This is a genomic window from Actinacidiphila sp. bgisy160 (assembly GCF_057707815.1).
In genome coordinates, this window is record NZ_JBYIQW010000048.1 from 12,278 (window position 1) to 37,335 (window position 25,058).

The 25,058-nt window shown below is 71.0% G+C and carries 18 protein-coding genes; 13 read left to right on the top strand and 5 right to left on the bottom strand.

Going from position 1 to position 25,058, the window contains the following annotated elements:
- Positions 1-80: 80 nt before the first annotated feature.
- Positions 81-1,709, top strand: a complete 1,629-nt coding sequence (groL, locus tag AC3EUJ_RS28830) for a chaperonin GroEL (RefSeq protein ID WP_431966402.1) — start codon at positions 81-83, stop codon at positions 1,707-1,709.
- Positions 1,710-1,777: 68 nt separating this feature from the next.
- Here the strand turns inward: groL and AC3EUJ_RS28835 are convergent, their stop codons facing one another.
- From AC3EUJ_RS28835 to AC3EUJ_RS28850, 4 genes are all read right to left on the bottom strand, one after another.
- A complete protein-coding gene (locus tag AC3EUJ_RS28835; RefSeq protein ID WP_431966404.1) occupies positions 1,778-2,563 on the bottom strand; it encodes an SDR family NAD(P)-dependent oxidoreductase in 786 nt (261 codons plus the stop codon).
- A gap of 9 nt (positions 2,564-2,572) precedes the next feature.
- Positions 2,573-3,232 (bottom strand): MOSC domain-containing protein, encoded by a 660-nt coding sequence (locus AC3EUJ_RS28840; protein WP_431966406.1) that lies wholly within the window; start codon positions 3,230-3,232, stop codon positions 2,573-2,575.
- A 69-nt stretch (positions 3,233-3,301) separates the two neighbouring features.
- On the bottom strand, positions 3,302-4,357 hold the full coding sequence (locus tag AC3EUJ_RS28845) for an aminotransferase class V-fold PLP-dependent enzyme (protein ID WP_431966408.1): 1,056 nt from the start codon (positions 4,355-4,357) through the stop codon (positions 3,302-3,304).
- Between the two features lie 549 nt (positions 4,358-4,906).
- Complete coding sequence (locus AC3EUJ_RS28850; RefSeq protein ID WP_319138961.1) at positions 4,907-5,221, bottom strand: WhiB family transcriptional regulator; 315 nt, start codon at positions 5,219-5,221, stop codon at positions 4,907-4,909.
- Positions 5,222-5,687: 466 nt separating this feature from the next.
- Here AC3EUJ_RS28850 and AC3EUJ_RS28855 point away from each other — a divergent pair, with 466 nt between their 5' ends.
- The 9 genes from AC3EUJ_RS28855 to AC3EUJ_RS28895 all read left to right on the top strand — a co-directional run bounded on the left by AC3EUJ_RS28855 (position 5,688) and on the right by AC3EUJ_RS28895 (position 17,826).
- Positions 5,688-6,299 (top strand): response regulator transcription factor, encoded by a 612-nt coding sequence (locus tag AC3EUJ_RS28855; RefSeq protein WP_003948568.1) that lies wholly within the window; start codon positions 5,688-5,690, stop codon positions 6,297-6,299.
- Between the two features lie 263 nt (positions 6,300-6,562).
- Positions 6,563-7,177: a sigma-70 family RNA polymerase sigma factor gene (locus tag AC3EUJ_RS28860; RefSeq protein ID WP_431966410.1), complete on the top strand. Its 615-nt coding sequence runs from the start codon at positions 6,563-6,565 to the stop codon at positions 7,175-7,177.
- A 99-nt stretch (positions 7,178-7,276) separates the two neighbouring features.
- Entirely contained in the window at positions 7,277-8,779 is a 1,503-nt protein-coding gene (gene guaB / locus AC3EUJ_RS28865) for an IMP dehydrogenase (protein WP_431966412.1), read from the top strand.
- A gap of 108 nt (positions 8,780-8,887) precedes the next feature.
- The gene (locus AC3EUJ_RS28870) at positions 8,888-10,009 is read left to right on the top strand and encodes a GuaB3 family IMP dehydrogenase-related protein (RefSeq protein WP_431966414.1); all 1,122 of its coding nucleotides are present in this window, start codon (positions 8,888-8,890) and stop codon (positions 10,007-10,009) included.
- 192 nt (positions 10,010-10,201) lie between these two features.
- Entirely contained in the window at positions 10,202-11,467 is a 1,266-nt protein-coding gene (locus tag AC3EUJ_RS28875; protein WP_431966416.1) for a glycoside hydrolase family 26 protein, read from the top strand.
- Between the two features lie 463 nt (positions 11,468-11,930).
- Positions 11,931-13,328 (top strand): glycosyltransferase family 2 protein, encoded by a 1,398-nt coding sequence (locus tag AC3EUJ_RS28880; RefSeq protein WP_431966418.1) that lies wholly within the window; start codon positions 11,931-11,933, stop codon positions 13,326-13,328.
- A 20-nt stretch (positions 13,329-13,348) separates the two neighbouring features.
- Entirely contained in the window at positions 13,349-14,587 is a 1,239-nt protein-coding gene (locus AC3EUJ_RS28885; RefSeq protein WP_431966420.1) for a glycoside hydrolase family 113, read from the top strand.
- A 16-nt stretch (positions 14,588-14,603) separates the two neighbouring features.
- A complete protein-coding gene (gene manB / locus AC3EUJ_RS28890; RefSeq protein WP_431966422.1) occupies positions 14,604-15,704 on the top strand; it encodes a mannose-1-phosphate guanylyltransferase in 1,101 nt (366 codons plus the stop codon).
- A gap of 49 nt (positions 15,705-15,753) precedes the next feature.
- Positions 15,754-17,826, top strand: a complete 2,073-nt coding sequence (locus tag AC3EUJ_RS28895; RefSeq protein ID WP_431966424.1) for an acyltransferase family protein — start codon at positions 15,754-15,756, stop codon at positions 17,824-17,826.
- A gap of 234 nt (positions 17,827-18,060) precedes the next feature.
- Here AC3EUJ_RS28895 and AC3EUJ_RS28900 read toward each other — a convergent pair whose 3' ends face one another.
- Positions 18,061-19,296 (bottom strand): nucleotide sugar dehydrogenase, encoded by a 1,236-nt coding sequence (locus AC3EUJ_RS28900; RefSeq protein WP_431966426.1) that lies wholly within the window; start codon positions 19,294-19,296, stop codon positions 18,061-18,063.
- Positions 19,297-19,624: 328 nt separating this feature from the next.
- Between AC3EUJ_RS28900 and AC3EUJ_RS28905 the strand changes: the two genes are divergently transcribed.
- The 3 genes from AC3EUJ_RS28905 to AC3EUJ_RS28915 all read left to right on the top strand — a co-directional run bounded on the left by AC3EUJ_RS28905 (position 19,625) and on the right by AC3EUJ_RS28915 (position 25,034).
- Positions 19,625-21,331: a glycerol-3-phosphate dehydrogenase/oxidase gene (locus tag AC3EUJ_RS28905; RefSeq protein WP_431966428.1), complete on the top strand. Its 1,707-nt coding sequence runs from the start codon at positions 19,625-19,627 to the stop codon at positions 21,329-21,331.
- A gap of 102 nt (positions 21,332-21,433) precedes the next feature.
- Entirely contained in the window at positions 21,434-23,068 is a 1,635-nt protein-coding gene (locus tag AC3EUJ_RS28910; RefSeq protein WP_431966430.1) for a serine/threonine-protein kinase, read from the top strand.
- 121 nt (positions 23,069-23,189) lie between these two features.
- Entirely contained in the window at positions 23,190-25,034 is a 1,845-nt protein-coding gene (locus AC3EUJ_RS28915) for a protein kinase domain-containing protein (protein ID WP_431966432.1), read from the top strand.
- The last annotated feature ends 24 nt before the right edge of the window (positions 25,035-25,058 follow it).

Genomic DNA, 25,058 nt, shown 5'->3' on the forward strand with positions numbered 1-25,058 from the left:
GGCACACCGAGTCCTCGTACGGACCGGGGGCCCGGGGCGCGGTCTTCGACGAGAACCCAAAGACGAGGAATTCCGCCGGTATGGCCAAGATCCTGAAGTTCGACGAGGACGCGCGTCGCGCCCTTGAGCGCGGCGTGAACAAGCTCGCCGACACCGTGAAGGTGACCATCGGCCCCAAGGGCCGCAATGTCGTCATCGACAAGAAGTTCGGCGCCCCGACCATCACCAACGACGGTGTCACCATCGCCCGTGAGGTCGAGATCGAGGACGCGTACGAGAACCTCGGCGCGCAGCTCGTGAAGGAGGTGGCGACCAAGACCAACGACATCGCGGGTGACGGCACCACCACCGCCACGGTGCTCGCCCAGGCGCTGGTCCGCGAGGGTCTGCGCAACGTCGCCGCCGGAGCCTCCCCGGCCGCCCTGAAGAAGGGCATCGACGCGGCCGTCAAGGCCGTCTCGGACGAGCTGCTCGCGACCGCCCGCCCGATCGAGGGCAAGGACGACGTCGCCGCCGTCGCCGCGCTGTCCGCCCAGGACAAGCAGGTCGGCGAGCTGATCGCCGAGGCGATCGACAAGGTCGGCAAGGACGGTGTCATCACCGTCGAGGAGTCCAACACCTTCGGTCTGGAGCTGGACTTCACCGAGGGCATGGCCTTCGACAAGGGCTACCTGTCGCCGTACTTCGTGACGGACCAGGAGCGCCAGGAGGCCGTCCTGGAGGACCCGTACATCCTCATCACCCAGGGCAAGATCTCCTCCATCCAGGACCTGCTCCCGCTGCTGGAGAAGATCCTGCAGGCCGGCACCTCCAAGCCGCTGCTGATCATCGCCGAGGACGTCGAGGGCGAGGCCCTGTCGACCCTGGTGGTCAACAAGATCCGCGGCACCTTCAACGCGGTCGCGGTCAAGGCCCCCGGCTTCGGCGACCGCCGCAAGGCCATGCTGGGCGACATCGCCACCCTCACCGGTGGCACCGTCGTCGCCGAGGAGGTCGGCCTCAAGCTCGACCAGGTCGGCCTGGACGTGCTCGGCACCGCCCGCCGCGTGACCGTCACCAAGGACGACACCACCATCGTCGACGGCGCCGGCGAGTCCTCGGAGATCTCCGGCCGGATCAACCAGATCAAGGCCGAGATCGCCTCGACCGATTCCGACTGGGACCGCGAGAAGCTCCAGGAGCGCCTCGCCAAGCTGGCCGGCGGCGTGTGCGTCATCCGTGTCGGCGCGGCCACCGAGGTCGAGCTGAAGGAGAAGAAGCACCGTCTGGAGGACGCCATCTCCGCGACCCGCGCCGCGGTCGAGGAGGGCATCGTCTCCGGTGGTGGCTCCGCGCTCGTCCACGCGGTCAAGGTGCTCGAGGACGGCCTCGGCAAGACCGGCGACGAGGCCACCGGTGTGGCGGTCGTCCGCCGCGCCGCGGTCGAGCCGCTGCGCTGGATCGCCGAGAACGCCGGCCTGGAGGGCTACGTCATCACCTCCAAGGTGTCCGAGCTGGAGAAGGGCCACGGCTTCAACGCCGCGACCGGCGAGTACGGCGACCTGGTGAAGTCCGGCGTCATCGACCCGGTCAAGGTCACCCGCTCCGCCCTGGAGAACGCCGCCTCCATCGCCTCCCTGCTCCTCACCACCGAGACCCTGGTGGTGGAGAAGAAGGAGGAGGAGCCCGCCGAGGCCGGTCACGGCCACGGTCACGGCCACTCCCACTGAGCTGGACCGCGAAGGCCCCCGTTCCCGCACCTGGGAACGGGGGCCTTCGGGCTGCCGGAGACGGGCCCTCAGTCGCGGGGGTAGACCGGCCCGAAGCGCCGCCCCGCCTTCGACGAGAACCGGCCGAGCGCCCCGCCCGGCGCCAGCCTGGCCGCGAGCACCGCGGCCTTGTAGCGGGGGTCGGGCACACTCAGCGAGCGGCCGCGGGCGAGGTCCCGCAGGGCGGCGATGACCACCTTGTCGGCGTCCAGCCACGCCCATGAGGGGATGCCGTTCGTGTCCATCCCGGCCCTCTGGTGGAACTCGGTGCGGACGAAGCCCGGGCACAGCGCCAGCAGCCGCACCCCGGTGCCCGCCAGTTCGCGGGCCACGCCCTGGGTGAAGTTCACCACCCACGCCTTGCTCGCCCCGTACGTGCCGCGCGGCAGGAAGGCCGCCACCGAGGCCACGTTGATCACGAAGCCGCGCCCGCGCTCCCGCATGGCCGCGGTCGCGGCGCCGGTCAGCCGCAGCACCGCCTCGCAGTGCACCTTGAGCATGGTCAGCTCGTCCGTCATCGGCACGTCGCCGAAGCCGCCGCGGTTGCCGAAGCCCGCGTTGTTGACCAGCACGTCGACCGGGCGCTCCCGGTCGCGCAGCCGTGCCTCGACCGCCTCGATGCCCTTGTCCGCCGACAGGTCGGCGGGCAGCACCTCGACCGCCACCCCGTACGTGCGCCGCAGCCGCTCCGCGCACTCCTCCAGCCGCTGCTCGTCGCGGGCGACGAGGACGAGGGCGTGACCGTCCTCCGCCAGCCGGCGCGCGAACGCCGCGCCGATTCCCGCGGTGGCTCCCGTGATCAGTGAAGTCGTCATGGCCGCAGGCTAGTCAGCCCCCGTGCGTCTGCGGGCCGCGGCGCGCACGTCCCGCGGAAGCGCGTCCGCCGCCAGCAGCCGGGGGAGCAGCGCGGGCTCCAGGGTGACCGCCCGAAAGGTCAGCGCGACGGTGACCTCGTGGTCCGGGCGGTGGACGACCTCGACCGGGTCGCCGGCCCGGACTTGTCCGGCCTCGGCGACCCGGAGGTAGGCGCCGGGCAGCGCGGCCCGCGTGAACCGCTTGATCCAGCCGCCCTGTTCCAGCCAGCCCTGGAAGGTGGCGCAGGGGACCCGCGGGCAGGACACCTCCAGGACGGCGCCGCCCTGCCCGCCGATCCGCCAGCGCTCGCCGATCAGGGCACTGTTGACGTCCAGCCCCCAGGTGGTCAGGTTCTCCCCGAACATGCCGTTGCGCAGCGGCAGGTCGAGTTCGCGTTCCCAGGTGTCGAGGTCCTCCCGGGCGTAGGCGTAGACCGCCTGGTCGGTGCCGCCGTGGTGCGCCACGTCGTACACCCGGTCGCCGGCCAGGCCGACCGCGCCGGTGCCCTTGGGGCCCGGCGCCGTCACCGCCACCGGGCCCGGCACCGGGTGCTTGTCGATACCGGTCGTTCCACTGGTCTTCCACGGGTTCGGACGGGGCCGGCCCACGTTCACCGAGAGCAGCTTCATCCCGCGACGGTACGGCGCCCGCCCGGCCCCCGGCGAGGTGTTTTCCGGCGGCCGGGGCGACGACAGGCCTCAGCCCGCGAGCACCCGCAGCAGCCGGTCCACGTCCGCCTCGGTGTTGTACAGGTGGAAGGCCGCCCGCAGGTTCCCCGCGCGGGCCGAGACCCGGATGCCTGCGGCGGCCAGCCGCCGCGCCGCGTCGCCGAGGCCCGGGACGGCCACGATCGCCGAGGCCCGCGCGCCGGAGGGCACCGGCTTGTGGCCGAGCCGCAGCAGACCCGCCCGGAAGCGCTCGGCCAGCGCGACGTCGTGGGCGCCGACGGCCTCGACGCCCAGCTCCTCGATCAGCCCCAGCGAGGCCGCCCCGGCCAGATACGGCAGAAGCGGCGGCATCACGTCGAACCGCCGGGCGGAATCGGCGAGACGTGCGACCGGCCCGTAGCAGTCGGCCCACGGGTCCTCGGCCGCGTACCACCCGGCGAACTGCGCCGACAGCCCGTCCTCGGCGCCCTCCCGCACGGTCAGGAAGGACACCCCGCGCGGGGCGAGCAGCCACTTGTAGCCGCCGCACACGACGTAGTCGAGGCCGTCCGCGCTCAGCGGCAGCCAGCCGACCGCCTGGGTGGCGTCGACGAGCACGCGCGCCCGGTGCCGCGACGCGGCCTCGCGCACCGCCGCCAGGTCGGCGACCCGGCCGTCCGCGGACTGCACCGCGCTGACCGCCACGAGGCCGGTGGTGGGACGTACGGCGTCGGCGACCCCCTCCAGGGGCACGGTGCGCACCGTGATGTCGGCGCGGGAGGTGAAGGGGTTGACCAGCGAGCTGAAGTCGCCGTCGGCCAGCACGACCTCGGCCCCGGCGGGGAGGGCCGCGGCGATCATGCCGACATGGGTGGTGACGGAGGAGCCGACCGCGACGCGGTCGGCGGTGACCCCCGTGAGGCGGGCGTATGCGGCGCGGGCGGCGCCCAGGGCGCGCTCGTCGCGCACCCAGTCGTCGGTGCCGTCGGACCAGGCGGCCACGGCGGTACGCAGCACCTCGACGGAGCGGAGCGGGCCGATGCCCGACGAGGCGGTGTTGAGGTAGGTGATCCCGGCGTCCAGCGCGAATTCCCCGGCGATGTCCATGGTTCCTCAGCCTGCGCCCCGGGCGGCCCGAAGTCCATCGTCGATCACGGAACGCGACCCCCGGGGGACGCCCCCGCTCGGGGCGTGTTGGAGGCCCGCCACCTCCGTGTGCTGCGTGCCGTGGCCCGTGCCGGCTCACTGTCGGGCGCCGAGCGGGAACGGGGCCGCACCCAGCAGGCGGTCAGCCGGCGGATGAGGCGCTGGAGCGGGTGCGGCTGTGCGACCTCGCGGACGAGCCGTGGACGGCGGGCTGGTTACGTCGTCGGCACCCGGTCGCGCGCGCGGGCACGAGCGCTTGGAGCGGCGCATCGACTTCGCCACGGACGACTGTCCGGCGGCGATCGGCCGGGTGGCGTCGGGGACGGGTCTCGGCGCGGCCGGGCGCTGGAGGGGATACGGCCGCGTATTGGCGTGCGAGCCACGGCACGACCGTACGCCGGAGCGGCTGCGACCCGCGGCCCCGCGCGCCCCCCGACGGTCCGAGTCCGCGGCACCGCGGGCCCCGTCGCATGTGATGAAACGTTTCCTCTGTGGCTGATGTCCGGTGAGTCAGTGACTGCCGGTGGCGTGCGAGCTCATGACCCGGTTGCGGGACCGGCCCATCATCTCCTCGCGCTCGTCCTCGGTGAGTCCGCCCCAGACCCCGTAGGGCTCGCGGACCGTCAGAGCGTGCGTCGCGCACTCGGCGCGGACGGGGCAGCGCATGCACACCTCCTTCGCCGCCGCCTCACGCGCGCTCCGGGCGGCGCCGCGCTCTCCCTCGGGGTGGAAGAACAGGGAACTGTCGACACCACGGCAGGCGGCTACCAGCTGCCAGTCCCAGAGGTCGGCGTTGGGGCCCGGGAGGCGGGAGAAGTCTGCCATTGCTCATCTCCTCGAGAGGTGGGCTGCAGGGACACCGTCCAGGCGCGAAGCTCTGGGAAGGTGTTGTCGACGTTACATCTACTGTCGAAGTAGATGTAAATATGATTCATCACAAAATCGCCAACGAACTCCCGCCATGCGGGTAAAAAGCCTCCAAACAGGCAAAATCTGACATTGCCCCCCGGTCGGCGGCTGGCGTGTGCTGCAAGCGGGCGCCCGTTGTGCCGGTTTTTGAGGCCCGGCGAACGCCCGCGACCTGCGATGTTGCTGATCCGTGTCGGTCCGCGCACGGAGAGTGCGGGAGTGGGCCGCCAAACTCCGTAACTCTTTCGAGTGAGGGTCGTTGAAGGTGCGGAAGTGGTTGGCGGTCGAACTAATCGGGCAGGCGCCCGAGGCTGTCGTCCCCACCGGTGAACGATTCAGCCTGGAGGCTCAACGTGACGCGGATCAGCTGCGGAGGACGGTCATGACTTCCGTTCTCGTCTGCGACGACTCCCCGCTTGCCCGAGAGGCCCTGCGCCGCGCGGTCGCGACCGTGCCCGGCGTGGAGCGTGTGACGACCGCGGCCAACGGCGAGGAAGTCCTCCGCCGGTGGGGCGCCGACCGCTCGGACCTCATTCTCATGGACGTCCGGATGCCCGGCCTCGGCGGCGTCGAGACCGTACGGCGGCTGCTGTCCGCCGACCCCGGCGCCCGCATCATCATGCTCACGGTCGCCGAGGACCTGGACGGGGTGGCCCTCGCGGTCGCCGCCGGTGCCCGCGGATACCTGCACAAGGACGCCTCGCGCGCCGAGTTGCGGGCCACGGTCACCCAGGCGCTGGCCGACCCGACCTGGCGGCTCGCCCCGCGCCGGCTGCGCTCGGCCGAGATGGGCGCCGCCCCGACGCTGACCGCCCGCGAGATCCAGGTGCTGGAGGGCATGAGCCACGGCCGCTCCAATGCCGAGATCGGCCGCGAGCTCTTCCTCTCCGAGGACACCGTCAAGACGCACGCGCGACGCCTGTTCAAGAAGCTCGGCGCCTCGGACCGGGCCCACGCGGTGGCGCTCGGCTTCCGCTGGGGCCTGGTGCGCTGAGGCGGCGGCCTCGTGAGGGCTGAGGGGCCGAAGAGCTGCGGGGCGGCCGTGCGGCTGCCCCGCTCGTACCGGTTTCCGCGCCGAGGGCGCATGCTTGAGGTATGGACTCTCGGGGACACGGTCGGGCGGGGCGGCGGGTGCGTGACATGACTACGGCCGGTGCGGTCCCTCGAAGCGCTCCACACGGCGCGCCGCATAACGCTTCGGAGCACAACCACGGGTCCGAGCCCACGGAGCGGCTTGCGGGGATGCACTATGGACGGATGCGCGACGAGGCCACCGGCAATGAGACAGCCATAGGGGCACTCGTACGTCGAGCCGTGGACGGCGACGAGCAGGCGACGCACGACCTGCTCGCCCATGTGCACCCGCTGGCCGAGCGCTATTGCCGGACCCGACTGTCGCGGCTGCCGGGTGACGCGCGCCACTTCGTGGACGACCTCGCCCAGGAGGTGTGCCTCGCGGTGCTGTGCGCCCTGCCCCGCTACCGGGACCAGGGGCGGCCCTTCGAGGCCTTCGTCTTCGGCATCGCCGCACACAAGGTCGCCGACCTCCAGCGGGCCGCGATGCGCGGTCCCGGCTCGACGGCCGTGCCCTCCGACGAGATGCCCGAGCAGCCGGACGACTCGCTCGGGCCCGAGGAGCGGGCGCTGCTCAGCAGTGACGCGGAGTGGGCGAAGAAGCTGCTCGCCAACCTTCCGGTGCACCAGCGGGAGCTGGTGCTGCTCCGCGTCGCCGTGGGTCTCACCGCCGAGGAGACCGGTCAGGTGCTCGGCATGTCGCCGGGCGCCGTCCGGGTGGCCCAGCACCGTGCGCTGTCCCGGCTGCGGGCGCTGGCGGAGGAAGCCGCCGCGGGCGCCCCCGGGTTGAGCGCCTAGCGGACGCCGCCCCCGGCCCCGCTCCAGGGGCGGAACTGGTTACCCGCGGGAGCCATTAGCATTGAACATCTCGCCGGGCAAGACCATGGGGAAGGTGTCATGACGTTGAACGCCGACGGAGTAGCCGAGAAGTTCGGGCTGCTCGGACTCACCTACGACGACGTGCTGCTGCTCCCGGGTGCGTCGGACGTCGTGCCGAACCAGGTCGACACCCGCTCGAAGGTCTCCCGGAACGTCAGTGTGAACATCCCGCTGCTGTCGGCGGCGATGGACAAGGTCACCGAGGCGCGGATGGCCATCGCGATGGCCCGCCAGGGCGGTGTGGGCGTCCTCCACCGCAACCTGTCCATCGAGGACCAGGTCAACCAGGTCGACCTGGTCAAGCGGTCCGAGTCCGGCATGGTGTCCGACCCGATCACCGTCCACCCCGACGCCACCCTCGCCGAGGCCGACGCCCTGTGCGGCAAGTTCCGCATCAGCGGCGTCCCCGTCACCGACCCCTCCGGCAAGCTGCTGGGCATCGTGACCAACCGCGACATGGCCTTCGAGAGCGACCGCTCCCGGCAGGTCCGCGAGGTCATGACGCCGATGCCGCTGGTCACCGGCAAGGTCGGCATCTCCGGCGTCGACGCGATGGACCTGCTGCGCAAGCACAAGATCGAGAAGCTGCCGCTCGTCGACGACGAGGGCCGCCTCAAGGGCCTGATCACGGTCAAGGACTTCGTGAAGGCCGAGCAGTACCCCAACGCCGCCAAGGACGCCGAGGGCCGTCTGCTGGTCGGCGCCGCGGTGGGCGTCGGCGACGAGTCCTTCCTCCGCGCCCAGCGGCTGGTCGAGGCCGGTGCCGACTTCCTGGTCATCGACAGCGCCCACGGCCACAGCCGCGGCATCCTCGACATGGTCGCCAAGGTCAAGGCCAACATCAAGATCGACGTGGTGGCCGGCAACGTCGCCACCCGTGACGGCGCCCAGGCGCTGATCGACGCGGGCGCCGACGGCATCAAGGTCGGTGTCGGCCCCGGCTCCATCTGCACCACCCGCGTGGTCGCGGGCGTCGGCGCGCCCCAGGTGACGGCGATCTACGAGGCCTCCCTCGCGGCCGGCCCGGCCGGCGTCCCGCTGATCGGCGACGGCGGCCTGCAGTACTCCGGCGACATCGCCAAGGCCATCGCGGCCGGCGCGGACACCGTGATGCTGGGCAGCCTCCTCGCCGGCTGCGAGGAGTCGCCGGGCGAGCTGCTCTTCATCAACGGCAAGCAGTTCAAGTCGTACCGCGGCATGGGCTCGCTCGGCGCGATGCAGTCGCGCGGGCAGGCGCAGTCCTACTCCAAGGACCGCTACTTCCAGGACAACGTGCTGTCCGAGGACAAGCTCGTCCCCGAGGGCATCGAGGGCCAGGTGCCCTACCGCGGCCCGCTCTCCGCGGTGGCCCACCAGCTGATCGGCGGCCTGCGTTCCTCCATGGGGTACGTCGGGTCCGCGACGATCCCCGAGCTGAAGGAGAAGGGCCGCTTCGTGCGGATCACCGCGGCCGGCCTCAAGGAGAGCCACCCGCACGACATCCAGATGACCACCGAGGCGCCGAACTACCACACGCGCTGACGGTACGAGCGGACAATCCGGAGCCCGCGGCCCCGTACGGCCGCGGGCTTCCGGCTGCCCTGCCTGGGATACTGGACGGGCAGGCCACGAAGGAAAGGCATAGCGACAGTGACTGAGATCGAGATCGGGCGGGGCAAGCGCGGCCGCAGGGCATACGCATTCGACGACATCGCCGTCGTCCCGAGCCGCCGTACGCGGGACCCCAAGGAGGTCTCGATCGCGTGGCAGATCGACGCCTACCGCTTCGAGCTGCCTTTCCTCGCGGCGCCGATGGACTCCGTGGTCTCCCCGGAGACCGCCATCCGCATCGGCAACCTCGGCGGCCTGGGCGTGCTCAACCTCGAGGGTCTGTGGACCCGCTACGAGGACCCCGAGCCGCTGCTCGCCGAGATCGCCGAGCTGGACGACGCCTCCGTCACCCGGCGGCTGCAGGAGATCTACGCGGCGCCGATCAAGGAGGAGCTGATCGGCCAGCGCATCAAGGAGGTGCGCGACGCCGGTGTGGTCACGGCCGCCGCGCTCTCCCCGCAGCGCACCGCGCAGTTCTCCAAGGCCGTGGTCGACGCGGGCGTGGACATCTTCGTCATCCGCGGCACGACGGTCTCCGCCGAGCACGTGTCGGGCTCCCACGAGCCGCTCAACCTGAAGCAGTTCATCTACGAACTCGACGTCCCGGTCATCGTCGGCGGCTGCGCCACCTACACCGCCGCGCTGCACCTGATGCGCACCGGCGCCGCGGGCGTCCTCGTCGGCTTCGGCGGCGGCGCCGCCCACACCACCCGCAACGTCCTCGGCATCCAGGTGCCGATGGCCACCGCGGTCGCCGACGTGGCCGCGGCCCGCCGCGACTACATGGACGAGTCCGGCGGCCGTTACGTGCACGTCATCGCCGACGGCGGCTTCGGCTCCAGCGGCGACCTGCCGAAGGCGATCGCCTGCGGCGCCGACTCGGTGATGATGGGCTCCCCGCTGGCCCGCGCCACCGACGCGCCAGGCCGCGGCTTCCACTGGGGCATGGAGGCCACCCACGAGGAACTGCCGCGCGGCAAGCGCATGAACCTGGGCACCGCGGGAACGACCGAGCAGATCCTGCTCGGCCCCTCCCACGAGCCCGACGGATCCATGAACTTCTTCGGCGCGCTGCGCCGCGCGATGGCGACCACCGGCTACTCCGAACTGAAGGAGTTCCAGCGGGTCGAGGTCACGGTGTCGCCGACGCACCACCGCTGAGCGGGTGTGACCTGCCTGCAACCCGAGTAGAGGCGCCGGCGACCTGACAAACGATCGTGCCGGCGCCTCGGGAGGCCGGCCTCGCAGTCCTTGGGGGGACTTCTCCTGATACGAAGAAGATGGGTCAGATGTGCCCTGGTCGGCGGAGTGCTGGGAGTCCTGCTGCCGCTGATCGGGCAGGACTCGGCGCGGATGGGCACAGTCGCTGCGCAGCACATCGGGACGGATGTGCGAACCCGGGACCCCCAGGCGTCCTCGTCGGCTCGTGCGGTGTACGCGATGCTCGCCGGGCTGGAGAACGACGCCCGCGCCGGCCGGCCCACCCACACCGTCATCGGCCAGCACGATGAGCTGCAGAACGAACGCTACAACGCCGCTTACGGCGATTACCCGGGGCGCAAGCCGCCCGGCTACTACTACCGCAAGCCCGCCGACATCACCGGGCGGCTCCCAGGTTTCCTGGAGGTGGACCTGGGTCCGGGATACGGACAGTCGTCCTGGGGTGTCGGTGAGCCGCGCCCCTACTCGGCCGCGTGGCCGAGTTGCCGCCCGTACTGGGGATACACCAACGACGCCGTGGACTTGGCCGCCGGCGTGTGGGAGGGGATGGACTCCGCCTCCGCCCCCCGCCGGGACTGCTCCGGCGGCACCACGGTGACACTGCCGGGCAACGGCGGCGGCCCGGCCGGCATCGTCGGTATGTCGTTCCACGAGCCCTATCCGGGCAGCCCGGTGAAGGACTACGTCCACACGCGGTGCCGTAACTCACCCGCGGCCCACGACCCGGACTGGTTTGCCCGGGTGGTGACGCCCGGCACGGCCGAGCAGCACGATCTGCTGGTCGACCTGTCCTTCCTCGCCGACCACCTGGCCTACCTCGCTGCTCGTGATGTACCGGTGCTGCTGCGGCCGTACCACGAGATGAACGCGCGTGACTGCTCCAGCGGGTTCTGGTGGGCCGGCCAGCGCCCCGAGTTGTACCGGAAACTGTGGCGGACGACGTACGACTACCTTGTCGGCACCAGAGGCCTGCACAACCTGATCTTCGTCTGGGCGCCCAGTTCCTGGGCGGGGAAGCACGGTACCGATCCCCGGGCGTACTACCCGGGCGGTGAATACGTCGACGTGGTGGGAGTCGACGACTACAGCGACACGCCGGAGCGGCCGTTCCGGGGGGAGCCGTGGACGCAGATCTGGTACCGGGGATTGGCGCGCTACGACAAGCCGCGCATGATGGCGGAGTCCTTCCATGTCCCGCTGTCCGCCGCGCAGCCCGCCACGCTCACGGGGACGCCATGGGTGATCTGGAACGTATGGGGAAGCGGACTGACAGAGCACAACTCGCCATCGGATGTGCAGCGGACCTACTACGCGCCGGCGGTTCTCACCGGCGGCACTTCGACACAAGGCGGACGCTTCGACTGGGAATCACTGCACAAGCCCCCGCTTGATCACTGATCGAACGCACTGGCGCTCATGCGCGAGGAGCCGCGCGACGGCAACCGTAAAAGGTTGTACGGACGTGGTGTGAAGGTTCTCATACCCGGGGAAGTCGATCAGCGGAGCCCTGAAAGCCCAGGTCGGCGAGGTTGCCTCTGGAGCATCAGGTGCACCATAAGGTTAACTTTTGAACACAGGTTCTCCATCGGGTTCCCTTGTATGGCACAGGCATGCGAGGATCGTGTTCCTGTTCGGTCAGCGGCTTCGGCGCCTGGGGGGCATCTGAGCGCCACTGGCCAAAACGTCCGAAAGTCGTTGAGGGGTAGGGGCTCGGACGGGACGTTGTCGTGATACGCCCAGCCGTGTCATGACCGGGATTCTCGTTGCCTCAACGCATTGTCATCTTCAGGGGAGTTCAACAGTCGCCATGGCCGTCACACAGGTCGATGGGGTTGTGCCGCACTCGCGGCACAACGCCAAGTTGGCACAACGCACCGCCGCTTGGAAGCCGGGGATCCTGCCGTTCCTGATCCCCTTCATGCTGCTGCTGGCTTTCGGTCTGTGGTCGTACTCGCCCAGCCGGACCCCGCTCAGTTGGGCGCTGAGTATCGTCTGGTCGCTGCCCGTCGTGGGCGTGCTGGTGGGCATCCAGGGCGCGTGGCTCATCCGCCGCAGGATCAGGCGCAGCGTCAACATGGTGCCGCCCGCCCCTGTCGAGCAGGACTTCCTCATCGTGCTGGTGCCGACCATCGGACGGCACGACACCTATCCGGCGCTTGAGCGCTCCGTGCTCTCGTACGTCGAGCACCTGCCGGAATGGTTCCCGTACATGCGTGTGGACGTCCTCACCGAGGAGGGCTGCGAGGCCGCGGCGGACATCGACCGGCTGGCCACCCTCCACCCGCTGATCCGTGTCGTCACGGTGCCCAAGGCGTACGCCACGGCCAACGGCACCCGCTTCAAGGCACGCGCCAACCACTACGCGCACGAGCTGCGCATCGCCGAGGGCGAGGCGCTCGACGACGTGTGGGTGCTGCACATGGACGACGACACCGGGGTCGGCCCCGACACCGCGGCGGCGCTCGCGCAGTTCATCAACCGCCAGCGGCGCGCGACGCCCGACGAGGCCAAGCACATGGCCCAGGGAATTCTCACCTATCCGCGGGAAAGCGCGGTCAACATGTTCACCTGGCTCGCCGACGCCGTGCGCCCCGCGGACGACATCGCGCGATTCCGGGCGCTCACCGGAATGGGAACCCCGGTAGCCGGCGTGCACGGCGAACTCCTCGTTCTCCGGGCTTCGGTCGAGGCGACGATCGGCTGGGACTTCGGGCCGAAGGCGATTGTCGAGGACGCGCAACTCGCCCTCACGTTCTGCCGTCGCTATCCGGGACGCAGCGACTGGTTCAACGGCCGCTGCTACGGTGCTTCTCCGGCCACCGCCAAGGACTTCGTGAAGCAGCGCGACCGGTGGGCCTGGGGTCTGGTCGCCCTGTGCTTCAACCGGACGATTCCGCTCCGCTACCGGTGGTTTCTCGCCATCTGTGTGGCGACCTGGATCCTCGGCCCGCTCCAGCACATCGGTGCCGTGCTGCTCTTCGGCTGGCTCATCAATGACATGAACACCTCGCCCGTGACCCAGTCCGTGGTCATCCTCTGGGCCCTCAACTTCGCCTACGTCATCTGGACCTACTGGGAAGGTCTGCGGCTGAACGCGGTCGCCTCGGCCAGCGGCCGGCGCAAGTGGTGGGAGCCGATCGTCGTGGTCGCTCTCATCCCCGTCTTCTCCGTGCTGGAAGGACTCGGCGGCTTCAAGGGCTTCCTGAGGTTCGTCCGGCGCGAGGAGAACAAGTTCGTCGTCATCGCCAAGCCCGCCTGACCGCCCGGAAGACAACTGACATGCGCTCGCGCCTTCCCCTGCTCGCCGTCTTTCCGGTGAGCGTCCTCACTGTCGTGCTGGGCACCCCCTTCGTCCTCGGCGACCATCCGGTTCGCTGGGAGTCGGGCTCGGCGATACCCAAGATCGTCGTAGGCGACGCCGGGGACTCCGCCACTCCCAAGGGCGACATCGCCGGCACACCGTCGGCGTCCTCTCCCTCCGATTCCCCGTCTTCCCCCGCCGAAGCCCTCCAGGTCGCCAAGCCCTGGAAGAAGGGCATGGCGCAGTGGGGCGTACAGCTCTACTGGGAGGAGGAGAAGCGGAAACGATCCGACACGTTCATCGAGGCGCAGGCGGGCAAGCAGGCGAAGTACCTCATCGACCTGGGCGCGAACGCGGTGTCGGTCTCGTTCCCGTTCTTCATCGAGAACTCCACGTCCAACAAGCTCTCGGCCGGCGCCAAGACCCCGTCCCCGGACCGTCTCGAGCGCGTGCTGAAGGTCTTCAAGGACGCCGGGTTCCGCACCACGGTCCGCCCGATCCTGGACGAAGGCACCCTGGAGCAGTCGAACGGCTGGCGCGGAAACATCGAGCCCGACTCGCGCTCCGCCTGGTTCGCCTCGTACAAGCAGTTCCTCACCCCGTACCTCAAGGTCGCCGACGACACGAAGGCGGACACCTTCGTGATCGGTACCGAGCTGAACTCCCTCGAAGGCGACCCCGGCTGGGACAGCCTGGTCACCTACGCCGAGAAGGACTTCTCCGGTGAGGTCGCCTACGACGCCAACTGGGACGCCTACGTCACCCGCCGGATCAACATGCCGGTCAACCACCTCGGCGTCGACGCCTACTTCCCCGTCAAGGTGCCCGACACCGCTCCAGTACAGGACCTGGTCAAGGGCTGGAACCACTGGCTGGACAAGAAGGACACCGGTCCGCTGCCGAACATCCTCGTCTCCGAGACCGGCATCGGCGCCATGGACGGCGCCTATCACGCCCCCGGTGACTTCTACGTCAAGCGGGCCGTCAACCTTCAAGTACAGGCGAATTGGTACAGCGCCGTCTGCCAGGTCGTGCAGGAGCGCAAGATGCAAGGCGTCTACTGGTGGTCACTCGCGTTCGACGACGACCCGCACACCAAGCCCGACGACAAGGTCGCCTCCCGGCTCGACTTCGCCGGGCGCCCCCTCTCGGAGAAGGCCATCAAGTCCTGCTTCACCTCAGACTACGCGGGGCCCGGTACCGCCCCCACCAGCTGACCGAGCGGAGGCAGTCATGCAAGAAGCCATCATCCTGGTGGGCGGCAAGGGAACCCGCCTGCGCCCGCTGACGAACCACACCCCGAAGCCGCTGCTCAATGTGGCGGGCTCGTCCTTCATCCGGCACCAGATCGCCAAGCTGATGGACGCGGGGGTCGAGCACGTGGTGTTCGCCACCTCGTACCTCGCCGGCCTCTTCGAGGAGGAGTTCAAGGACTTCTCCCGGGAGTTGCGGATCTCCTACGCCGTCGAGGACGTCCCGCTCGGCACGGGCGGGGCCATCCGCAACGCCGCGCGCCTGCTGCGCGGCGGCCCCGCCGACGCGCCGGTCCTCATCCTCAACGGCGACATCCTGTCCGGCGTGGACCTGCGCGCCATCCTGGCGCGGCACGAGGACAAGGACGCGGACGTCACCCTGTACCTCACGCGGGTCGCCGACCCGCGCGCCTTCGGCCTCGTCCCCACCGACGAGGACGGCCGGGTGCTGTCCTTCCTCGAGAAGCCGAAGACGGCCGAGGAGTGCGTCACCGACCAGATCAACGCCGGCTGCTACGTCTTCAGCCGGTCCGTGCTGGACACCATCCCCGCCGGCCGCGAGGTCTCGGTCGAGCAGGAGACCTTCCCGCGGCTCGTCGCGCAGGGACGGCGCGTGTTCGGCCACACCACGGATGACTACTGGCGCGACCTCGGTACGCCGCTGGCCTTCGTCCACGGCTCGGCCGACCTGGTCGCCGGCAAGGCGACCTCCCCCCTCGTGGAGACGCCCGCCGACAACCTGATCCATCCCACGGCCTCCGTCGACCCGACCGCCCTCGTCACAGGCGGCTCGACGATCGGCCCGCATGCCCTCATCGGTCCGCACGTGGTCGTCGATCGCTCCATCATCGGTGCGAACGTCACCGTGGCCGAGGGCGCCCGCATCCGGGAGTCCGTGGTCGACCACGACTCCTCGATCGGCAGCGAATCGTTCCTTCACGAGGTCGTCGTGGGTTGCCACGCCCACATCGGCGCGCAGAACGAGCTGCCCGCCCAGCTGCGGCTGTCGTGCGGCATCCGCATTCCCGCCCAAGGGGTGCGCGTCAGCGGAACGGCTGTCGCCTGCCCGACGGTCCACTGAAGCAGCCGGTCGGCCCTCGCGGGCCCAACCGGGCATTTTCTGGAGAATCGTGACCACCCACGCCTCAACGGCCGTCAGTCCGCAGCTCCCGCACCAGCATCGGGCGGAGCCGCAGCCGGAGAAGACGGACCGCCTGCGCAAGTACCGCCCGGACCTCCAGGGTCTGCGCGCCGTCGCCATCATGATGGTGGTCGCGATGCACTGCGGCATCGTCGACATCCACGGCGGCGTCGACATCAGCTTCGTTCTGAGCGGCTTCCTCATCGGCAGTCAGCTCCTGGGTGAGATCAGCCGGACCGGCAAGGTCTCGTTGGGCAAGTTCTGGGCCCGGCGCTTCCGCCGGCTCGCGCCCGGCGCCTCGCTCACCCTCGTGGTCACCGCTGTCTTCGCCTGGTTCTTCGCCGGTCCGTTCTCCTTCCGCGACTACATGAAGGACGGCTTCGCGGCCTCCCTGAGCTTCATCAACTGGCGGCTCGCCGAGAACGGCACCGACTACTTCGCCAACGACGGAAGCCAGTCCCCCTACCAGCACTTCTGGTCGCTCGGCATCGAGGAGCAGTTCTACGTCGTCGCGCCGATCGCGCTCGTCGTCGTCGCCTGGCTCAGCCGGGTGCTCACCCGCAGCCGCTTCCTGATAGGACTCTTCCTCGCCGCGGCCATCGCCGGCTCGCTCTACCTGTCGGTCACCCAGACCAAGTCCGACCAGCCGCTCGCCTACTTCGGCACCCAGACCCGGGTCTGGGAGCTGGCCCTGGGCGTCTTCGTCGCTCTGAACGCCAGGCTCCTCTCCCGTATGAACCTGTGGTTCGCGGGCTTCCTCACCTGGGTCGGCATCCTCGGCGCCGTGGGCACCGCGCTGCTCATCAACGAGCACACCCCACTGCCCGGCTACGCGGTGGCCGGGCCGGTGGTGGGCGCCGCGCTGGTGATCGCCGGCGGTTGCGCCGCGCCCCGCTTCGGTGCGGAAAAGCTCCTCGACAACCCGGTCTTCGACTTCATCGGCAACGCCAGCTACAGCTGGTACCTGCTGCACTGGCCGCTGCTCATCCTGTTCCCGGAGTTCATCAGCCGGGAGTTCGGCTATTCCGACCGCTGGCGGGTGGCGGTGCTCTCCTTCATCCTCGCCGTCTGCATGCACTACCTCGTCGAGCGGCCCTTCAAGGCGAACGTCCGGATGGTCCAGATACCGTGGCGCGGCATCCTCATGGGGGTGTCCCTGACCGCCACCGCCGCCGTCGTCATGACTCTCGCCGTGCGTGTGGTGCCGCTCAACATCGCGGTGCAGACCACGGCCGGCGCCGTGGCGCAGGGCCACCAAGGCGCCGCGTCCGTCAAGCAGGCCGTGGAGGAACGCGACCACCCGGTGCTCAGCCAGGACACCCTGCTGAAGGCGCCCGACGACCGCGGCGACCACGGATGTATCGACCAGTTGCTCGTCACCGCGTTCGTCGTGCAGGACAGCTGCGTCATCGGCGACACCTCTGCCAAGAAGACGATGGTCCTGTTCGGCGACTCGCACGCCTACCAGTGGGGCAACGCGTTCAACGACCTCGGTCTGAAATTGCACGTCAAGGTCATCACCGTGATCAAGAGTGGCTGCGCCCCCGAGGTGTACCAGATCACCCGTGCGGACCTCGGACGCGAGTACACCGAGTGCACCGCGTGGCGGAAGACCGCCCTGGACAAGATCGACGCGCTCCGCCCGGACCTCATTGTCGTCACCAACCGAGTCCAGTGGACCACCACCCGGGCCGGAGCCGACAAGACGTTCGAGCGGCTCCAGGCCAACGGCGCCAAGCTCGTCTACATGACCGACACCCCGCACCCGAACTTCGCCGTCCCGGACTGCCTGGCCCGGAACTCCGACGGGGCGGCCGCCTGCTCCCCCAAGTCCACAGTCGTGCTCGACTTCCCGGAGTTCCGCAAGGCCGAGCGTGAGGAGGCCGAGAAGTATGGGTTCGACGTCATCGACACGATTCCGGCGTTCTGCGCCGAGGGCTACTGCCCGGCGGTCATCGGCGGTGAGGTCGTCTACTGGGACAACAGCCACATGGCGGGCGCATACTCGACCTCCCTGGAGCCGTACCTGCGGCCCTACTTCAAGCAGTTCCTGAAGAGCTGACCCACCACCCATACCGATCGAGGGCCCCACGGCAGTCGCCGCGGGGCCCTCGTCGTCGGTGGCCGGGACGTCCTCAGTGCACCGCGCCGTCCCGGATACCGGCGTCCATGCGGCGAGAAGGGCGTCGAAGCCGCTCGGCGCCCGCCTAGGCGCGCGCATCCGTGTACGTGCGCTACTCCATGGAGGACGGGTCTCGCCTCCGCGCCGAGCGCCATGAAGCGACGCCCGGGAGGCTCACAGCCGCGCGGCCGCCCCGGCCGGGGTGGCCCCGCGGGTGTCCAGCATCAACTGGGCCTTCACCGCCAGGCCCTGCATGTCGTAGGTGCGGTGGTGCTGGAGCAGGATCGTCAGGTCGGCGTGCGCCGCCGCCTCCCACAGGGCGTCGGCGCGGGGTACCGGGCGGTCCAGCACGCGCCACTGCGGGGCGTACGGGTCGTGGTAGCTCAGCTGCGCGCCCAGCTCGGCGAGGCGGGCGCCGATCTCACGGGCCGGCGAGCGCTCCTGGTCCGGCAGGTCCGGCTTGTACGTCACGCCCAGCAGCAGCACCCGCGCCCCGCGCAACGACTTGCCGTGCTCGTTCAGCAGGGCCGCGGCGCGCTGCACCACGTAGCGCGGCATACGCGTGTTGACCTCCTGCGCGTACTCGACCAGACGCAGCGGGTGGCCGCGCACCCGGCCTTGGTACGGCGGGTGACCGGGGTTCAGCGGCATGGTGTGGCCGCCGACCCCGGGGCCGGGGCGGAAGGCCTGGAAACCGTGGGGACGCGTCTCCGCGCAGCGGATGACGTCCCAGACATCCACGCCGATGTCGTGGCAGAACACGGCCATCTCGTTGGCCAGGGCGATGTTGACGTGCCGGTAGTTGGTCTCCAGCAACTGCACGGTCTCCGCCTCGCGCACGCCCCGGGCCCGGACGATCCGTTCGGTGAACCGGCCGTAGAAGACGGCCGCGGCCTCCGTGCAGGCGGGGGTGAGCCCGCCGATCACCTTCGGCGTGCCCGGGTGCCGCGCGGGGGCGTACGCCAGGTGGAAGCCGTGGCCGGCCCGCAGGCCGGACCCCTCCTCCAGCAGCGGGCGCAAAAAGTCCTCCGTCGTCCCCGGGTACACCGGCGACTCCAGGACCACCGTGCTGTGCGGCCGAAGCTGCCGGGCCAGCGCGTGGGCGGCCTCCGCCAGCGCCGTCAGGTCCGGCTCCCCGCCTTCCCCGAGCGGGGTCGGCGCGCACAGCACGGCTGCCCGCGCCCGGCCCAGGGCGGCCGTGTCCGCGGTCGCGCGGAAGCCGCCCGCGAGCATCCGCCGTACGTCGGCGGCGGCCAGCACGCCGCAGGGCACCCGGCTGCCGGCGTTGATCGCCTCCACCACGTGCTCGTCCCGGTCGTACCCGATCACCCCCAGGCCGGCGGCGCTGGCCGCCTGCGCGAGGGGCAGCCCGGTGTGGCCGAGGCCGATGACAGCGAGGTCTGCGGGCATGGGGGTCCTCTCCTGCGACGGGGTGCGTCCTGGTACCCAAATGGCGCGAAATCAGGCTAACCAGACAGGTAGCTGATATGACTGCACGCCACGCGGTCCGGTGTCCCCCGGTGCCTCGTCCTTGCCGTCCGGGGTGCGGCCGGTCGTCGTGTGCGGGTGCGTTGCGCCTGCGGCGGGCGGGGAAACCCCCACAGCAACCGCGACGCACCCGCGCGGACGCCCCCCGCGCCGGCGGAGCCCGGAGTAGCCGGGGGGCACGACACGGGTAACGATCGTGGGGACGGGGAATGCGCTGAGGCGCGACCCCGCGTCACGACGGGAGGCCAGGATGCTGACGGCGACACTGGGACCGGCGGAGCGTGGCTCCGCGCTTGCCCGGATGGCGGAACAGGAACTCGACGTACTCGTCGTGGGCGCGGGCGTCGTGGGCGCCGGAACGGCGCTGGACGCCGCGACGCGCGGGCTGACGACCGGCATCGTGGAGGCCCGCGACTGGGGGTCCGGGACGTCGAGCCGGTCGAGCAAGCTGATCCACGGCGGGCTGCGCTACCTGGAGATGCTGGACTTCGCCCTCGTCCGGGAGGCCCTCAAGGAGCGCGGTCTGCTGCTCCAGCGCCTGGCGCCGCACCTGGTGAAGCCGGTGCCGTTCCTGTACCCGCTGCAGCACCGCGTCTGGGAGCGCTTCTACGCGGGAGCCGGCGTGACGCTGTACGACACGATGGCGCTGTCCTCCGGGCACGGGCGGGGCCTGCCGCACCATCGTCACCTCAGCCGCAAGAGCGCGCTGCGCGTGGCGCCGTGCCTGCGGAAGGACGCCCTGGTCGGGGCGCTGCAGTACTACGACGCGCAGATGGACGACGCCCGGTACACGATGACGCTGGTCAGGACGGCCGCCGCCTATGGCGCGCTGGCCGCGAACCGGGCCCGGGTGATCGGCTTCCTGCGCGAGGGCGAGCGCGTGGTGGGCGCCCGGGTCGAGGACGTGGAGGCCGGGGGCGTCTACGAGGTGCGCACCCGGCAGATCGTGAACGCCACCGGGGTGTGGACGGACGACACGCAGGCGCTGATCGGGGAGCGTGGGCAGTTCCACGTGCGGGCGTCCAAGGGGATACACCTGGTCGTGCCGAAGGACCGGATCCACTCCGCGACGGGGCTGATCCTGCGGACGGAGAAGAGCGTGCTCTTCGTGATCCCGTGGGGCCGCCACTGGATCGTCGGGACGACGGACACCGACTGGAGCCTGGACAAGTCGCACCCGGCCGCGTCCAGCGCCGACATCGACTACCTGCTGGAACACGTCAACTCCGTGCTCGCCGTGCCGCTGACGCGGGACGACGTGGAGGGCGTGTACGCGGGCCTTCGACCGCTGCTGGCGGGGGAGTCGGAGGCCACCAGCCAGCTGTCGCGCGAGCACACCGTGGCGCATCCGGTGCCCGGCCTGGTGGTGGTCGCGGGCGGCAAGTACACCACGTACCGGGTGATGGCCAAGGACGCGGTGGACGCTGCCGTGCACGGCCTGGCGCACCGCGTCGCCGGGTGCGTCACCGAGGAGATCCCGCTGGCCGGCGCGGAGGGCTACCACGCCCTGTGGAACGCCCGGGCCAGGATCGCGGCGCGCACCGGTCTGCACGTGGCGCGGATAGAGCACCTGCTCAACCGCTACGGATCGCTCTCCGAGGAACTTCTGCAGCTGATCGAGGACGACCCCTCGCTGGGCCGCCCGCTCGGCGGGGCCGACGACTACCTGCGCGCCGAGGTCGTCTACGCCGCCTCGCACGAGGGCGCGCGGCACCTGGACGACGTGCTCACCCGGCGCACCCGCATCTCCATCGAGACCTTCGACCGCGGCACGCTCAGCGCCCGTGAGGCCGCCGAGCTGATGGCACCCGTGCTGGGCTGGGACAAGGACCAGGTGGAGAAGGAGGTCGAGCACTACGAGAAGCGGGTCGAGGCCGAGCGCGAGTCGCAGCGCCAGCCCGACGACCAGACCGCGGACGCCGCCCGGCTGGGCGCCCCGGACATCGTGCCGCTGTAGCCCCCGTCGGTACGCCGGGTGAGGCGTGGGCCACGGCCTTGACGGGGTCGGCGGCCCGGCCGGATATCGTTCCTTCTGGTACGTGGCAGGAAGGGGCGCGCGATGTCCGACCTCGGACGCCTGGTGGCCGGGAGGTACCGGCTCGTCGAGCGGATAGGCCGCGGCGGCATGGGCACGGTCTGGCGGGCCGACGACGAGCTGCTGGGTCGTGCGGTGGCGGTCAAGCGGCTGCACCCGCCGCAGCCGCATCTGCAGGACGACGAGCTGGAGACGCTGTTCGAGCGGACCCGGCGGGAGGCGCGTAGTGCCGCGCGGATCAGTCATCCCAATGTGGTGGTGGTCCATGACGTGGTCGACGACGAGGGCCTGCCGGTGATCGTGATGGAGTACGTGCCGTCCACGACGCTGGGTGACCTGCTGAAGGAGCGGGGTCCGGTGGGGCCGGGGGAGGCGGCGCGGATCGGCCGGGCCATGATCGCGGCGTTGCGTGCGGCGCATGCGGCGGGAGTGCTGCACCGGGATGTGAAGCCGGGCAATGTGCTGTTGTCGGAGTCGGGCCGGGTGGTGCTGACGGATTTCGGTATCGCGCAGGCGTCGGGCACGTCGACGCTGACGCGGACCGGTGAGCTGATCGGTTCGATCGACTTCCTGGCTCCGGAGCGGCTGACCGGTGGTGCGCCGGGGCCTCAGGCGGATCTGTGGGCGTTGGGGGCGACGTTGTTCCAGGCGGTGGAGGGGCGTTCGCCGTTCCGCCGGGACACGGCGATCGAGACGGCGTACGCGATCGCGACGGATGAGGTGCCGGTGGCGGCCAGTGCCGGGCCGTTGGGACCGGTGATCGCCGGATTGCTGGTACGGGAGCCGGAGCGGCGGCTGTCGGCGGCGGAGACCGAGCGGATGCTGCGGGCGAGCGCCGCCGAGACCGAGACCGCGAGCGTCCCCCGCGACAGCCTCGCCCTGTCGCGCACCGCTCCGACCGCCGTCGTCCGGCCCCCGGCACCGGCCCCGCGGCCCGCGCCGCCGCACGTGCCCACGGTCCCGTCGGGGGGCGCGGTCGCGCCGGCGGCCCCGGAGCGCCGGCGCCGCACCGGCGTACGGGCGCTGACGGCCGTCGTACTGGCCGCGGCCCTCGCCGGCGGCGGGTTCTACGCCGCCCGGTACTTCGGCGGCCCCGCCGGCGCCCGGGACGACGGGGCTCGGCCGGGCCACTCGGCGCCGTCCTCGCCGTCCTCGCCGTCCTCGCTCTCCCCCTCCCCCTCGCCGTCCTCCTCCGCGCCGGGCCCGTCGCCCGTGCCGGCCGGCTACCACCTGGCCGAGGAGCCGGACCGCGGATTCTCCGTGCCGGTGCCCGACGGGTGGACCCGCAAGGTGAGTGACGACGGCCGGCAGGTCATCTACGTCGACCCGACCGGCCTGGCCGGCATGCGGATCGGCACGCTGGACTACGCGGCGAACGACCCGCTGGCGCACTTCGAGGAGGAGGAGCAGCAGACCATCCCCAAGCTGGACGGCTACGAGCGGCTGCGCATGCAGAGCACCCGGTGGCGTGGTCAACCGGCGGCCATCTGGGAGTTCACCTTCAAGGGCAAGGCCCGGGGCTTCCAGGCCATCGACCTCGGCTTCGGGCAGCCCGGTGAACGGGAGTTCGCCGTCTACCTCTCCGCGCCGACTGCCCAATGGGGTGATTTCCGGCCGGTCTTCGACAACGCGATGGCCGGACTCGTCGTCCACGACTAGCACACGGCGGGGCCGGGGTGGGACCACGGCCCCGAGTCAGGGATGATGGAGTCCTCCATCCCGCGGTCGCCGCAAGCAGGCGATGAGGGAGCTTCATCTTCAGCGACTGCAGAGGGAATTCATGGGTCAGGCGCACGACACCGACCAGCGTCTCATCGCCGAGCGGTACCGACTCGGCGCAGTCCTCGGCAAGGGCGGTATGGGCACCGTCTGGCGGGCCGTCGACGAGACGCTCGGTCGCACGGTCGCCGTCAAGGAGCTGCGCTTCCCCCACAACATCGACGAGGACGAGAAGCGCCGCCTGGTCACCCGCACCCTGCGCGAGGCCAAGGCGACCGCCCGGATCCGCAACACCGGGGCGGTGACCGTCTTCGACGTCGTCGAGGAGGACGACCGGCCCTGGATCGTCATGGAGCTGGTCGAGGGCCGCTCGCTGTCGGACGCGATCCGCGAGGACGGGCCGCTCTCCCCGAAGCGGGCCGCCGAGGTCGGGCTGACCGTCCTGGACGTCCTGCGGGCCGCCCACAAGGAGGGCATCCTCCACCGTGACGTGAAGCCGTCCAACGTCCTGATCGCCGACGACGGCCGCGTCGTGCTCAGCGACTTCGGCATCGCCCAGATCGACGGCGACCCGTCGGTCACCTCCACCGGCATGCTCGTCGGCGCTCCCTCGTACATCTCACCGGAGCGGGCGCGCGGCCAGAAGCCGGGCCCGCCGGCCGACCTGTGGTCGCTGGGCGCGCTGCTGTACGCCTCGGTCGAGGGCCGGCCGCCGTACGACAAGGGATCGGCCATCGCCACGCTCACCGCGGTCATGACCGAGCCGCTGCGGACCCCGCGCAACGCGGGCCCGCTGGCCGACGCGATCCACGGGCTGCTCAACAAGGACCCAGAGCTGCGGTTGGACGACGCGGGCGTGCGCCCCCTGCTCACGGGCGTCGCCCACGCGCCGGACGTCCCGGTCGCCGAGGCCACGCGCACCATGCCGCTGCCGCCCTCCGACCCGCAGCCGACGCCCACTGACGCGCCCCCGGCCGCCCGGGCCGCCGCCGCCGACCAGGCGGCGCTGCGGGCCGCGAAGGCCAAGCCGGAGCCCGCGGCCGCCCCGGCGACCGTGTCCGCGCCGGTCGCGCCCGCCCCGGTGCCGGCGGCCGCCCCGGCCCCCGCCCCCCGGTTGCCGCTCCTGGCGTCGCTGGACGAGCGCCGCCGCCGGGGAGTGCTCTTCGCGGCGATCCTGGTGGCGCTCGCGCTGCTCGGGACCGGCATCGGCGTCTGGGCCGCCCGGGGCGACGACGACGCGGGCTCCCGCAATCCCGCCAAGCCGCCGGCCTCCGCCAACCCCAAGTCCGGCGACGACGGCGTCCAGGACGGCAAGGGCGGAGACGGCCAGGGCAAGGGCGGTGACGGCTCCGGCAAGGGGAAGGACGACAACTCCCGCAAGGGTTCGGGCAGTTCCTCCTCCGGTTCCTCGGACGGCTCCGGCAACGGGAAGGACGGCACCGGCGCCGTTCCGGTCGGCTGGAAGACCTACACCTCCTCGGCCGGTGACTTCTCGATAGCGCTGCCCGACGGCTGGGCCGAGAACAGCCGCGACAACGGATACGGCAGCGGCCGGATATTCAACGCCGGCAAGCGGCCGCGTGTGCAGATCGACTGGACCGGCAAGCCCGGCAGGGACGCGGCGGCCGCCTGGCGCGACCAGGAGCCGCGGTCGAGGAGCGGATACCCCGGCTACCAGCAACTGTTCATCAAGACGGTCGACTACCGCGGCTACCGCACGGCCGCCGACTGGCAGTTCACCTTCACCTCCGGCGGCACGAAGATGCGCGCGGTGAACCGGGGCTTCGTGGTGGACGACCGCCACGGCTACGCGATCTTGTTCACGGCGCCCGCCGCGGACTGGGACAGTCCGAAGACCCAGGCCATGCTGGCGAGCTTCTTCAACACCTTCAAACCGGCCAAGTGACGCCGCCCGAGCACGTATCGTGAA